Origin of the sequence: Curtobacterium sp. B18 (assembly GCF_000333375.1) — a bacterium.
In the GTDB taxonomy this organism is placed as follows: Bacteria; Actinomycetota; Actinomycetes; order Actinomycetales; family Microbacteriaceae; genus Curtobacterium.
Map to the genome: position 1 here is coordinate 1 of NZ_BACZ01000460.1, position 12,954 is coordinate 12,954.

General features: G+C 71.4%; 11 protein-coding genes. 1 reads left to right on the top strand and 10 read right to left on the bottom strand.

The features are described from left to right. Positions 1–21: 21 nt before the first annotated feature. The 10 genes from I5E_RS12350 to I5E_RS12395 form a co-directional block, all read right to left on the bottom strand. Complete coding sequence (locus I5E_RS12350) at positions 22–1,458, bottom strand: RbtT/DalT/CsbX family MFS transporter (protein ID WP_022907253.1); 1,437 nt, start codon at positions 1,456–1,458, stop codon at positions 22–24. Between the two features lie 512 nt (positions 1,459–1,970). Next, a complete protein-coding gene (locus I5E_RS22785; protein WP_049973507.1) occupies positions 1,971–2,900 on the bottom strand; it encodes a hypothetical protein in 930 nt (309 codons plus the stop codon). 17 nt (positions 2,901–2,917) lie between these two features. Beyond that, entirely contained in the window at positions 2,918–4,270 is a 1,353-nt protein-coding gene (manD, locus tag I5E_RS12360) for a D-mannonate dehydratase ManD (protein WP_022907255.1), read from the bottom strand. After that, positions 4,267–5,565, bottom strand: a complete 1,299-nt coding sequence (locus tag I5E_RS12365) for a mannitol dehydrogenase family protein (protein ID WP_022907256.1) — start codon at positions 5,563–5,565, stop codon at positions 4,267–4,269. The genes manD and I5E_RS12365 overlap by 4 nt, the downstream gene beginning before the upstream one ends. Further along, positions 5,562–6,449, bottom strand: coding sequence for a sugar phosphate isomerase/epimerase family protein (locus I5E_RS12370; RefSeq protein ID WP_022907257.1), 888 nt, complete (start codon positions 6,447–6,449; stop codon positions 5,562–5,564). Before I5E_RS12370 ends, I5E_RS12365 begins: the two co-directional genes overlap by 4 nt. Next, the gene (locus I5E_RS12375) at positions 6,446–7,642 is read right to left on the bottom strand and encodes a Gfo/Idh/MocA family oxidoreductase (RefSeq protein WP_022907258.1); all 1,197 of its coding nucleotides are present in this window, start codon (positions 7,640–7,642) and stop codon (positions 6,446–6,448) included. Before I5E_RS12375 ends, I5E_RS12370 begins: the two co-directional genes overlap by 4 nt. Then, positions 7,639–8,475 carry a sugar phosphate isomerase/epimerase family protein gene (locus I5E_RS12380; protein WP_022907259.1) on the bottom strand — a complete coding sequence of 279 codons (837 nt, stop codon included), beginning with the start codon at positions 8,473–8,475 and terminating at the stop codon, positions 7,639–7,641. Before I5E_RS12380 ends, I5E_RS12375 begins: the two co-directional genes overlap by 4 nt. Before the next feature lie 92 nt (positions 8,476–8,567). Beyond that, on the bottom strand, positions 8,568–9,518 hold the full coding sequence (locus I5E_RS12385; RefSeq protein WP_022907260.1) for a carbohydrate ABC transporter permease: 951 nt from the start codon (positions 9,516–9,518) through the stop codon (positions 8,568–8,570). Beyond that, entirely contained in the window at positions 9,515–10,543 is a 1,029-nt protein-coding gene (locus I5E_RS12390) for a carbohydrate ABC transporter permease (RefSeq protein WP_022907261.1), read from the bottom strand. The genes I5E_RS12385 and I5E_RS12390 overlap by 4 nt, the downstream gene beginning before the upstream one ends. Further along, on the bottom strand, positions 10,543–11,901 hold the full coding sequence (locus I5E_RS12395) for an ABC transporter substrate-binding protein (RefSeq protein WP_022907262.1): 1,359 nt from the start codon (positions 11,899–11,901) through the stop codon (positions 10,543–10,545). Before I5E_RS12395 ends, I5E_RS12390 begins: the two co-directional genes overlap by 1 nt. 221 nt (positions 11,902–12,122) lie before the next feature. Between I5E_RS12395 and I5E_RS12400 the strand changes: the two genes are divergently transcribed. Beyond that, positions 12,123–12,954, top strand: an 832-nt coding sequence (locus tag I5E_RS12400) for a LacI family DNA-binding transcriptional regulator (RefSeq protein WP_042723836.1), incomplete at its 3' end; no start/stop codon positions are given.

Consider the following 12,954-nt stretch of genomic DNA (forward strand, 5'->3'; position numbering starts at 1 on the left):
CCCGTCCCGCAGGGGGTGCCGTCAGTGACCGGCCGCCTCGGCGCCCTCCGGCACCTTGAGGAGGGAGAGCACCACGAACGCGAGGGCGTAGAGCGCGACGAACGTCCAGACGACGCCGCCGGGGCCGCCCCACGGCAGCACCGCGCTGACGACGGCGTTCCCGAGGAAGGTCGCACCGCCCGCCGCGGTGGCGTACATCGCCATGGCCGCGCCGCGACGCTCCTCGCCGGCGAAGGCGGGGACGATCGCGCCCATCGGGGTGAACCCGGCGAGCATGATGCCGAACACGGTGCCGGCGGCGGTCGCGAGCCAGAAGCCCCACTCGGAGCCGGCCGGCACGAGGTGCGGCACGTACCACCAGGCGAGCAGCCCGATCGCGGAGGCGCCGATGCCGAACCACTTGACCGTGCGGATCCACCCGATGCGGTCACCGAGGGCGCCGAAGAACGCGTTGAACAGGATGTTGCCGGCGTAGACGATCACCGTCATCGTGAGCCACTTCGACTGCCCCCAGCCGAGCTCGGTGCCGATGATCGCGGGCATGATCACGAACATGCCGAACTCCGGCGCGGTGTTCACGAGCCGGATGAGCACCGCCAGCAGGACCTTCGGCCGCTTGATGCAGACCTCGATGCCGGAGGCGATCACCCGGGCGGCGGAGTGCGAGCGCGGTGCGATCCGACCGAGCCCGGTGGACTCGTGCACGCCGAAGCGGACGATCGCCCACCCGACGACGACGAACACGAGCGACAGGGCCATCGACCACGTCTCGCCGAGCGATCCGCCGCCGAACGCCGGGATGCTGCCGATCGCGATGAGCGAGCCGAGCGTCGGCAGCCCGCCGGTGAAGACCACGTAGAACCAGCCGACGGCGGTGGCGTTCCGCTCGCGGGCGACGGTGTGGTTGATCCAGCACAGGAACGAGAACGCGAAGAGCGGGAAGCCGAGGCCGCGCAGGAAGTACGTCAGCGCGATGAGCCCGACCGACGCCGTGGGCAGCGCCGCGAGGAACGCGACCTGGAACACCACCCAGAGGACGGCGCCGATGGTCATCACCCGGCGGGGCCCCCAGAGGTCGGAGAGCACACCGGCGAAGTACGAGGCCACCAGGACGGCGACGCCGTAGATGCCGATGATCATCGCGGCACTGTCGGTGCCGCCGCTGCCGAGGACGCCGGCGATGTGCGGTGCGACGAAGTTCGACTCGATGCCGTCGCCCGTCATGAAGACGAGGACGCCGAGGAAGCCCCAGCGCAGGGCGTGTGGGATGCCGAGGCGGGCGAGGAGCCCCTCGCGTGCCGTGGACGGTTGCGGTGGGGCGGCGGGTCCGGTCGCGGTTCGGGTCGCGGGTTCGGCCGCGGTTCGGTCGGCGGGTCCGGCCGCGGTTCCGTCGGCGGGAACGTGGGTGCCGCTCGGCGGGGTCAGGGTGCTGGTTCGGTTGGTGCGGGGTTCCGACATGCGTCGTCTCTCCTGGATGGCGCCCCGGAGTGCTCGACCCGGCATCGCGGCATGTCTCCGGGGTGCGCCGCGCACCGCGCACCGACCGTCCGCGCAGGGGCTGCGGGCGGGTGGTGCGTCGGCGATGATGCGAGTCCTGTACCCGGGCCGCCCGGTGCTGCTGCGGGGGTCGTGCCCGGCGGACCATCGCCGGCCCGAAGCATGGTGCCCGAGATTAGACCGCTCCAATGCGTCCCGTCAAGAACGACAACTGTTGGGTAACGATGTGGCCCGGCAGGCCGCACGCGGGGTATCGCGGCGTACCCGGTCGTTCCGGGCGTTCCGGGCGTACCCGGTCGTTCCGGGCGTTCCGGGCGTACCGGGTCGTTCCGGGCGTTCCGGGCGTACCGGGTCGTTCCGGGCGTAGCCGGTCGTTCCGGGCGTACCGGGTCGATTCTTCCGACCAGGTACGCCCGATCCTGCATTCCACGTCACGCGCCATGGGAAGGAACATGCAGGCGGCGCCGGGTCGCTCAGTGGCCGAGGCCGCGCCGGTGCTCCTGGGCGGCGTGGAGGACGTCCCGTGCCCGGTCGCTCGCCGCCTCGGCCTCGTCGCGTGCTGCTTCGAGCCGGGCGACCTCGGCGTCAGCCCGGTCGAGGGCACGGCGCAGTTCCGAGCGGTGTTCCTCTGCGCGTTCGAGGTCGCCCGCTGCTGCGTCGAGTGCGGCGTCGGCGTCGCGCGACTCCGAGCGGGCCGCGGTCTCCGCCTCGCGCGCCGCCCGCCGCTCGGTCGCCAGGTGGCGATCCGGTTCGGGGTCGCGCTCGGGCTCGGGGGCGGCGTTCGGGTGCGGTGCGTCGTGCGAGGCCGTCGCCGTCGGTCGGGAGGCACGACTCCCCTTCCGGGCACCCCTCGCGCTGGTGATGGAGATGGGTGGTGCGTCGCTGCCGGACCAGGCGTCAGGCACGGCGTCCGGATCCGCGAGCGCCCCGTCGAGGTCGACCGCGTCGAAGCCGGCACTCTCGAGCGCACGGACGAGGAGCCCGGAGCGCACGGCGGCACCGGCGTGCGGATCCGCCATCGCCGCCTCGATGGTCGTCCGCACCTGGTCGAGCACGGCCCGGGTCACCGGGTGGCCGGCGTCCGAGGCGAGGTCGGCACCGGCCTGCGCGAGCGCGTCGATGACACTCGCCCGCTGACGCCGGAGCTGCCGGATCACGGCCGGGTCGGCATCCGCCTGGGCCTTGCGGATCGCGGGCCCGAGGTCGACCGCGTCGCCGAGGGCACCCTCGTGCGCCAGCAGGTCGATGACCCACGCGGCGGGTGCGGGCTTCCGGAGCCCGCCGATGGCCGTGGCGAGGGCACGGTCTTCCTTGCGGACCGAGCGCTGACGAGCCGTGCGCTCCGCAACGAAGTCCGCGGGCGCGACGAGGAGCAGTTCCCTCGCCACCTCCGCGAACCCCATGCGGCCCAGCTTGCCCGCTACCAGTCGTGGACGGTGCCGTCGGCGAGGCGGTTGAAGGGCAGGTACGCCTGCTCGTACGGGTACTTGCCGGCCTCGTCGACGTCGAGCGAGACCCCGAGGCCCGGCTCGTCGCCCGGGTGCAGGTAGCCGTCGGTGAAGGTGAACGTCTGCCGGAACACCTGGTTCGTCTTCGGGCCGTGCTGCATGTACTCCTGGATGCCGAAGTTGTGGATCGCCAATCCGAGGTGCATCTGCGCCGCGAGCCCCACCGGCGAGATGTCGGTCGGCCCGTGGAACCCGGACTTGATCTGGTACATCGCCGCGTAGTCCATCGTCTTCTTCAGCGGGGAGATGCCGCCCATGTGCGTCACGGCACCGCGGACGTAGTCGATGAGTTGGTCGCGGATGATGTCCTTGAAGTCCCAGATCGTGTTGAAGACCTCGCCGATCGCGAGCGGCGTCGTGGTGTGCTGCCGGACGAGCTTCAGGGCTTCCTGGTTCTCGGCCGGGGTGCAGTCCTCGAGCCAGAAGAGGTCGTACGGCTCGAGCGACTTGCCGAGCTTCGCCGCCTGCAGCGGGGTCATCCGGTGGTGGCCGTCGTGCAGCAGCGGCAGTTCGGGGCCGAACTCGTTCCGGACGGCCTCGAACACGGTGGGCACGTGGCGCAGGTAGGCCCGGGTGTCCCAGTCCTCCATCGCGGGGAAGGCGCCGCGCTGCGCGGGCTCGAAGTCGTAGCGGACGCCCTCGTTCCCCGAGGCCGTCTTGTTCGACGCGATCCCGTAGATCGACTCGAGGCCGGGCACGCCGGTCTGCACCCGGATCGACCGGTAGCCCTCGGACTGGTGCTCGCGGATGGAGTCGAACAGCTCCGGCAGCTCCTTGCCGGACGCGTGGCCGTACGCCATGAGCCCGGTGCGGGAGGCCCCGCCGAGCAGCTGGTACACGGGCATCCCCGCGACCTTGCCCTTGATGTCCCACAGCGCCATGTCGACGGCGGCGATCGCGGCCATCGTGACGGGGCCGCGGCGCCAGTACGACGAGCGGTAGAGGAACTGCCAGGCGTCCTCGATCCGGCTCGCGTCACGACCGACCAGCAGCGGGACCACGTGCTCGGACAGGTACGTGGCGACGGCGAGCTCACGACCGTTCAGCGTCGCGTCGCCGAGGCCCGTGACCCCGTCGACGGTGGTGATCTTCAGCGTGACGAAGTTGCGGTTCGGGCTCGTGACGATGACCTCGGCGCGGTCGATCAGCTGACCGCGGTCGGCCGACGCCCACGTGTCCGGGCGTCCGGCGGTCGGGTCGGTCGCGGCTGCCGGGTCCGTCGCGCCCGGCACCGGGGCCGCGGGGTTCGTGGTCGTGTCGGTCATGCGGGGACTCCTTCGTCGGCGCCCGTTCGGGCGGGTGTCGTGCCGGCACCGGCGCGGGCTGCCCGGATGCGGTCGGCCGCCGCGGTGATCGCGGCGACCACGGGGGTGGTGTCGAGGTCGGGGGCGATGACGCGCAGCACGTCGTGCACGTCCGAGTCTGGCCCGGGGGCTCCGGCGTCGTCCACGAACTCGGGCTGGTCGGTGCAGTGCAGCCACCACGCGGCGAGGGCCGTGGCGGCTCCGGGGCCGATGCCGTCGGACGGGTCGCGCTCGAGCCGGTGGCGCACCACGTCGACGACGCGGACGGGCAGCTTCTGCGACCCACCGGACGCGATCTGCCGCAGGGTGTGCCGGATGCGCGGGTTCCGGAACCGGTCCACCAGGGCATCCCGTGCGGCGGTGACCTCGTCGGCAGGGAGCGGCAGTTCGCGAGCCGCCTCGTCCCACAGCTGGTCGACCGCGGCGCAGCACACCGGGTCGTCCATCGCGGACGCCACGGTCTCGTGGCCGAGCTGCAGGCCGAGGTACGCCAGCAGCGAGTGGGACCCGTTCAGCAGCCAGAGCTTCCGCTGCTCGTACGGCGTGACGTCGTCGACGAGCCGCACGCCCGCGGTCTCCCAGGCGGGACGGTCGATGCCGTCGAAGGCGTCCTCGAGCACCCACTCGGCGAACGGCTCGGTGACCACCGGCACCCGGTCACCGTCGAGCGCACCGGGGAGCCCGGCGAGGTCGCGCAGATCGGCGTCGGTCGTGGCCGGGGTGATCCGGTCGACCATCGAGCTGGGGAACGCGACGTTCGACTCGATCCAGGCACGCAGGCCCTCGTCCCCGACGGCGTCGAGCACCGCCTCGCGGAGGACGTCGCCGTTGTGGGTCAGGTTGTCGAGCGACATCAGCGCGATCCGACCGCCGCCGACGGCGCGCCGGGCATCGAGCCCCGCGACCAACCGCGCGGGGACGTCGGAGCCGGATCGGTAGCCCTGCTCGGTGACCGTCAGCGTGACGATGGTCGTCTCCGGGGACGCGACCACGTGCCTCCAGGCCGTGTCGTCGCTGCCCGGGTGGGCGGCCACGATCGTGTCGATCACCTCGGCGACGTCGCCGTCGGCCGCCCGGGTGACGAGCGTGTACCGGCAGCCCTGGGCGTTCAGCGCGTCGGCGGTGTCCGGTGAGCGTCCGGTGAAGGCGGTGATGCCCCACGGCTCACCGTCCGCGTGCGCCGTGTACCAGGCGAGGTGGGCGCGCGCGAACGCACCCACCCCGAGGTGCACGATGCCGGGTCGGCGATCGGTCATGCCGACACCGGTACGAGGGACCGCAGGTACGCCAGGTTGTCAGCGGTGCGGGCCTCGAGCGGGAGGTCGGTGGAGAAGTCCTCGATCGTGACCCAGCCGTCGTACCCGTGCTGGCGCAGGGCGTCGAGGTAGTCGGCGACGGACGCCTGGCCGGCGCGCAGGGGCGCCCACTCGTTCTGCCAGATCGCGGACCCGTCGGCGCGGGTGTCGCCGGTGTCGACCCACCGGGCGTTCTTCACGTGGGCGTGGGCGAGGTAGGGGCCGAGCAGCTCGAACGCCGCGAGGTGGTCCTCCTGCCCCTCAATGACGAGGTTGCCGAGGTCGTGGATGACGCCGACGTGCGCCGGGTCGAGGCCGTCCACGAGCCGGAGCGCCGCCGACGCCGACGGCGTGATCGTCATGTGGTGCAGCTCGACCAGTGCCTTCACGCCGAGCTCGGTCGCGCGGGAGACGGCCCACTCGAGGTCCGCGCGGGTGCGGTCGAACATCTGCGGGTACGTCTCGCCGGTGCGCTCGCGCTCCTGCCGGTAGTGCGGCATGGTGACCCGGACCTGCCGGGCGCCGAGCTCGCTCGTGACCCGGAGCATGGTGTCGACGCCGTCGTGGTCGGACGCCTGCTGGTAGCCGCCGATGCCGGAGTACTCGAGCCCGGCGGCGTCGGTGATCCGGGCGATCTCGCCGACCTGGTCCTCGATGCCGGTGAACTGCCACGTCGACTTGTTGCCGGCCCAGAACGAGCGGCCGGCGGGCACCGTCGCATCGGGTGCGGGACGGTCGTCGACGACGCGCCACTCGATGCCGTCCCAGCCCTGTTCGGCCAGGGTCGACGCGGCCTCGGACGGGGTCCAGTCGGGGGTGGAGGCGGTGAACACGGAGAACTTCATCGGGTGGCTCCTTCTGCTGCGTGGGCGCCGACGACGGGGACGACGTCGTCGTACTTGCCCTCGATCACGTCGTCGATCCGGACGGGTTCGCCGAGCGTCGCGCTGACGTAGAGGCCGCGGACGGTGGCGAGGGACACGAGGGCGGCGTCGACCGTGACGCCGGGGTCGCGGCCGTCGCGGATCGCGGCGACGATGTCGGTGTACTGCCGTGCGTGGCCCGCGGCGAAGTGGTCGGGTTCGGCCGGGCCGCCGACGACGTGCTCCGGCGGGACGACCTCGTCCTTCTGGTCGACCGCGCCCTCGACCGCGGACGCGTTCGCCGTGGTGGAGGCCGACTCGAGCGTCGCGGTGTCCGGCGCGATGTGGAAGTAGGCCAGCCGGTCGTCGTCGACGATGGCGGACCCGTGCGTGCCGTAGACGGCGTACCGGGCGGAGAGCCCGGGGTAGGCGGCCGTCGTGCAGTGGATGACGCCGAGCGCGCCGCCGGCGAACCGGACGGTGGCGACGGCGGTGTCCTCGACCTCGATCCGGTCGTGCGCGAGCAGGCCGGTCTGCGCCGAGATCTCGACCGGACGTCCGAGTGCCCAGACGAGCAGGTCGACGGTGTGCACGCCCTGGTTCATCACCGCGCCGCCACCGTCGAGCGCCCAGGTGCCGCGCCAGTCGCCGGAGTCGTAGTAGCCCTGCGACCGGTACCAGGCGACGCTCGCGAGGCCCGAGGTCACCGTGCCGAACCCGCCGTCGTGCGCGGCCCGGGCCACGGCTGCCGACGCCGGGTCGAACCGGTGCTGGCTGATGACGCTCGTGACGAGCCCGCGGTCGCGGGCCGAGGCGGCGAGCGCGGCGATCTGCCGGGCGCGGGGCATCGTGGTGTCGAGGGGCTTCTCGATGACGACGTGCTTGCCGGCGGCCAGGGCGGCCTCGGCGAGCTGCACGTGCATGCCGGACGGCGAGCAGATCGCGACGACGTCGATGTCGGTCTGCGCGATCGCCTCCTCGATGGTCGCGGTGGTGACGGGGCGCGTCACGCCCATCGCCTCGATCTCGTCGGCGGCGCTCGTGGCGGCGGCGGGGATCGCGTCGACCAGGGCGACGACCTCGAGGTCGGGGTGGTGGACGGCGACCTTCGCGTGGTGGCGTCCGATGACGCCGGCGCCGACGACGGCCAGCTTGAGCGGGGTTGCTTCGGTCATCGCAGGGTGACTCCGATCTGGTCGGTGAGCTTCCGGAGGGCGCGACCGGCGCGACCGAAGGCCGCGGGGCCGGAGAACCCGCCGAGGTGGGTGAAGTCGCTGAGGTGCGGCTCGAGCGAGGCGTAGCCGGAGTACCCGGCGTCGCGCAGCGCGGTGAGGGTCTGCAGCAGTTCGCCGTCGCCCTCCCCAGCGGGGATCACCGACGAGTCGGCGGCGAGGGCGTCCTTGACCTGCAGGTAGTCGACGTACGGCGCGAGCTGGGCCCACCCGTCGGTGAACGGCTTGACGCCGCACTGCACGTAGTTCGCGTTGTCCCAGGCGAGCCGGAGCGCGGGCGAGCCGACGCTCTCGACGATGTCGAGCACCCGCGAGGGGACGTCGCCGTAGATGTCCTTCTCGTTCTCGTGCAGCAGGGTGACCCCTTCGCGCGCGGCGAGGTCGGCGAGCGCCCGCATCCGGACGAGGACGTCGTCGCGGACGTCCTCGGGCTGCCGGCCCGCGAAGTAGAAGGAGAAGATCCGGATGTTCGTCGTGCCGAGAGCGTGCGCCGCAGCGATCGCGCGACCGAGTCGTCCGACCTCGTGCTCGACGGGCTCGTCGACCGACACCTTGCCGATCGGCGAGGCGATGGCGGACACGGTCTGCCCGCGTTCCTCGAACAGGCGGTGGAGGCCGGCGAGCTGGTCCTCGTCGAGGTCGACGACGTTCACCCCCCAGGCGCTGCGGACCTCGATGGCGCTGGCGCCGAGCGCCTGCAATACCGCGACCTGGATCGCCGGGTCGGCGTCGATCTCGTCGCCGAAACCGGAGAGCTCCCAACTGGGCTGGGTCATTGCATTCCCTTCATGGAGGCAGTCTGGAGGCGCGGGGCGAGCTGGCACCGCGCCTCCAGGCGGACTGTGACAAGTCGGAAGACTGCACAGCGCTACTTGACGGAACCGGCGGTGAGACCGCCGACGAGGTAGCGCTGGAAGATGAGGTAGAGCGCGACGACCGGCACGGCGCAGACGATCGACGCGGCCATCATCTGGCCGTAGATCGGGACGGCGCCGCCCTCCTGCGTGGTGCCGAGGACCTGCAGGACGACCGCCACCGTGCGCGTGTTCGGGGTCGTCATGATCGTCGAGAACAGGACGTCGTTCCAGCCGAGCAGGAAGGCGAAGATCGCCGACACGACGATGCCGGGCCACGAGAGCGGCAGGACGATCTTGGTGAGGATCTTCGTGCTCGAGGCGCCGTCGATGCGGGCCGCTTCCTCGAGCTCCTTCGGCAGGCCACGCAGGTAGGTGACCATCACCCAGGTCGAGAACGGCAGGGCGAACGTCAGGTAGGTGACGAACAGGCCCCAGCGGGTGCCGATGATCTGCACGCCTGTGGCGCTCGCGATGTTCGAGAACACCACGAAGACGGGGAGCAGCAGGAGCGTGCCCGGGATCGACTGCAGCGCGAGCAGTCCACGGAGGATCGTCAACCGCCCGAGGAACCGGAACCGGACGAGGACGTACGCGGTGGACACGGCGAGCGCCGCACTCGCCACGGCGACGGCCCCGGCCGTGAGCATCGAGTTGACGAGGCCCTGCCCGAGCGCGACGGTCGACCAGATCTCGACGTAGTTCGACAGGGTGAACTCCGAGGGGAAGTACTCGCCGCGAGCGACCGCGACGTCGGAGTTGACCGAGCCGAACAGGATGTAGAGCACGGGGACGGCGATGAACGCGATGATGACCGCGATCACGGTCACGAGCAGCCACCGGGGCAGCAGTCGGGTGACGTCGGTGTCGTACGGACGCTTGTGCCGGCGGCCGCGGTCCCCGGCGGTGATGCTCTCGGTGAGCGTCGCGGTGGGGCGGGTCCGGGTAGTGGTGAAGGCGCTCATGCTCGGGCTCCGTCGATGTCTGCGGCGGCGGCCGGGGTCGCCGCGGCGAGGGTCGCCCGGTCGGCCCGGCGCTGCCGGCGGTCGGGTCCGGCGTCGTCGCCGGTGTCGAGCTTCACGGCCCGCAGGTAGACGAAGAGCGGGATCGCGACGATCACGAGCGAGCAGATCGCCATCGCGGCGGAGAGCCCGAAGCGGAACGACTGGAAGCTGGCGATGTACGTGAGGACGGGCATCACCTCGACGCTCGACGGCAGCGGGATCCCGAAGAGCACGAACGGCAGGGTGAAGTTGTTGATGTTGTGCAGGATCGAGATGATGATCGCGAGCGAGAGCGGTCCGCGCAGGTACGGGAAGATGATGTAGCGGAGCTTCGCCCACCAGGTCACCCCGTCGAGGGCGGCGGCTTCGTGCACCTCGTTGTCGACCGCCTGCAGTCCGGCGAGCGAGAGCAGGTAGACGAACGGCCAGCTCGTCCAGATCATGACGCCGGCCAGCGCCCAGTACGACGCCGAGCCGTTCAGCCAGAGCACGTCGGTGTGCAGGATCGAGTTGACCACGCCCTGCGGCTGCAGCATCGTGCGGAAGAACGTGCCGACGACGAAGGCGGGGAGGACGTAGGGGACGAGGTAGATCGACCGGACGAGTCCGCGACCCGGGAACCGGTTCTGCGTGGAGATCGCCGCGGCGACGCCGATCGGCACCGTGACCGCGGTGACGAGCACCGAGATGGACACCGAGATCCAGATCGAGTGGAGCAGGGGCGAGTCCGTGAACGCCTCGGCGAAGTTCTGGAACCCGATGAACGGGGCGCTGAACCACTGACGGAGCGTGTACTGGTCGAGGTCGAGCATCGCGATGAAGACGCCCACCAGGAGCGGGACCACGATGACGGCGAGCATGAGGACGCCGCCGGGCAGGAGCATCCAGAGCGGACGCTCCCGCTTGTACAACGGCGTCTTGCCGACGGGGCGGACCTCGTGGGGCCGCGAACGCTGCGCGTCGGGCCGGGTCTGCGTGGCGGTCATCACAGGCCTCCGTTCTTCTGGCGGTTCAGCGTGGACTGGGCGTCCTGCTGCGCGTCCTGCAGACGCTTCCGGAGCTGGTCGTCGGAGACCGAGCCGCTCTTGAGCTGCGGGATGGACTGCACGACGACGTCGACGAGCGACAGCTGGATGTCGGACCAGGCGCCGGTGAAGGCGGTGGGCTTCGAGAGCTTCCCGGCCTGGATGATCGGGGCGAGTTGCGGGTTGTCGGCCGCCAGCTGGGCCGCGGCGTCGGCGTTCGTGGGCAGGTTGCCGAAGAGCCGGTAGTACTCCAACTGGGCCTTCGGCGTGCTGAGCTGCTTGATGAAGTCGAACGACAGGTCCTGCTTCGTGCCGTAGTCCGCGACGACCCAGTTGTCGCCGGAGAGGATGCTCGCGGCCTCGATCCCGTCACTCGGACGCGACGTCGCTCCCGGGGGCACCGTCGGCAGCAGTGCGAACTCGTACTTGCCGTCCACGGGGGTGTTCGTGAACGAGTTGATCGCCGTGGTCGTCGTCATCGGGAAGAACGCCGCCTTGCCCTCGGTGAACTGCGCGAGGGCCTGGGCGTTGTTCCACCCGATCGCGGCCTTGTCGACCACGCCGTCCTTCGTGACCCAGTCGAAGTAGGTGCGGTAGGCGTTCTGCACGGCCTTCGTGTCGATCTCGGCCTTGCCGTTCTTCGACACGATGGTGTTGCCGGCGTTCTGCGCCATGCCCCAGATGAACTTCCACGGGTCGAAGCCGTCGGCGTAGGCGATCGCCATGCCGTGCACGTCACCGCTGGTGGTGGCCTTCGCGTCGGCGGTGAGCTCGTCCCACGTCGTCGGCATCCGGGTGATGCCGGCCTTCGCGAGCAGGTCCTTGTTCACGGCCATCACGAACGGCCGGCTGGCGAACGGGATACCGATCTGCTTCGAGGTGCTCGGTCCGGAGATGCCGAAGGACGCGGGGTCGAACTGGTCCTTGCCCCCGACGGCCTTCCACTCCTTCGACCCCATCTCGACGAAGGCGCCGGTGGCGTACGCGGTCGGGGTGAAGGTGCTGCCGATCGCGTACACGTCGGGGCCCTGCCCGGAGATGACGCTGGTCTGGATGGCGGTCAGCTCCTCCTGCGCGGAGGAGTACGTCTCCCACTGCACCTTCGCGCCGGTGGTCCGCTGGAACTCGGCGGCGACGTCCTGCTGCCACTGCTTGCGTTCCTTGGGGTACGTGGTGTCCGCGCCCATCATGACGCGGAGGGTGTTGGGGTCGTCGCCGCTGCCGTTGACCACCGCGCATCCCTGGAGGGACAGTGCGGCGAGGGCGACCACGGCCGCGGCACCGATGACGGTGCGGACATGGAGTCTTCGCGTGTTCACGGGGGTTTCCTCCTCGAGACCTCCTCCGGGCGGCACTGCCCGGTGGCACCACTGTCGCGCCACTGGCAACATGCGGCAATCGGTTGCCACTTGTTGCCAGACCGGCTTACGGTCGCTGCACCGGCGCATCGAGGCACCGGCAGACCGCACCGGTGCTCCCACGCCCCGGCCCGGACGACGGAGGAACCGTGACCGACACCGACACCGCCCGGCGGGGGGCCGTGCGCGAGGCTGACGCCGCCCGGCGGGAGGCCGTCGCCGCCCGGCGGGTGACCATCCGCGACATCGCCGACGCGACCGGCGTCGCCCCCTCCACCGTCTCGCGTGCGCTCTCCCTGCCGGACCGCGTGAACCAGGCGACGCAGCAGCGGATCCAGCGCGTGGCGCGGGAGCTCGGCTACGTACCGAACTCGCAGGCCCGCGCCCTGACCTCCGGTCGCACCCGTGCGGTGGCGGTGCTCGTGTCGGACATCACGAACCCCTTCTACTTCGACGTCATCCGCGGCACGCAGCACCAGCTCGCCGGCGCGGGGTGGACCCAGCTGCTCGTCGACACCGAGGAGTCCGCCGACGCCGAGATGGCCGCCCTCAGCGCGATCGCGGGCAAGGCCGACGGCGCCGTGCTCACCGCGTCCCGGTTGACCGACGCGCAGATCGCCCGGTTCGCCGAGCGCACGCCGCTCGTCGTCGTGAACCGTCGGCCGGCCGGGGTCCCGTCGGTGCTCATCGACACCCCCGGCGGAGTCGAGCAGGCCGTGCAGCACCTCGTCTCGCTCGGGCACCGGGACGTCCTGTACGTCGCCGGTCCGGACAGCTCGTGGTCGAACGAACGGCGGTGGCGCGCCCTCGTCCGGGTCGCGAAGCGCCTGGGCGTACGGGTCGCCCGCGTCGGACCGCACGCGCCGTTCGTCGACTCGGGCGCCGCCGCCGCCGACGCCGCCGTGCACGCCGGGGCCACCGCCTGCATCGCCTTCAACGACCTCATCGCCATCGGCATGCTCGCCCGCCTGCGGGAGCGCGGGGTGCGCGTGCCCGAGGACATGAGCATCGTCG

Coding starts and splice junctions, on each gene's coding strand:
- I5E_RS12350 (WP_022907253.1), bottom strand. CDS start 1,458: ATGTCGGAACCCCGCACCAACCGAACCAGCACCCTGACCCCGCCGAGC.
- I5E_RS22785 (WP_049973507.1), bottom strand. CDS start 2,900: ATGGGGTTCGCGGAGGTGGCGAGGGAACTGCTCCTCGTCGCGCCCGCG.
- manD (WP_022907255.1), bottom strand. CDS start 4,270: ATGACCGACACGACCACGAACCCCGCGGCCCCGGTGCCGGGCGCGACG.
- I5E_RS12365 (WP_022907256.1), bottom strand. CDS start 5,565: ATGACCGATCGCCGACCCGGCATCGTGCACCTCGGGGTGGGTGCGTTC.
- I5E_RS12370 (WP_022907257.1), bottom strand. CDS start 6,449: ATGAAGTTCTCCGTGTTCACCGCCTCCACCCCCGACTGGACCCCGTCC.
- I5E_RS12375 (WP_022907258.1), bottom strand. CDS start 7,642: ATGACCGAAGCAACCCCGCTCAAGCTGGCCGTCGTCGGCGCCGGCGTC.
- I5E_RS12380 (WP_022907259.1), bottom strand. CDS start 8,475: ATGACCCAGCCCAGTTGGGAGCTCTCCGGTTTCGGCGACGAGATCGAC.
- I5E_RS12385 (WP_022907260.1), bottom strand. CDS start 9,518: ATGAGCGCCTTCACCACTACCCGGACCCGCCCCACCGCGACGCTCACC.
- I5E_RS12390 (WP_022907261.1), bottom strand. CDS start 10,543: ATGACCGCCACGCAGACCCGGCCCGACGCGCAGCGTTCGCGGCCCCAC.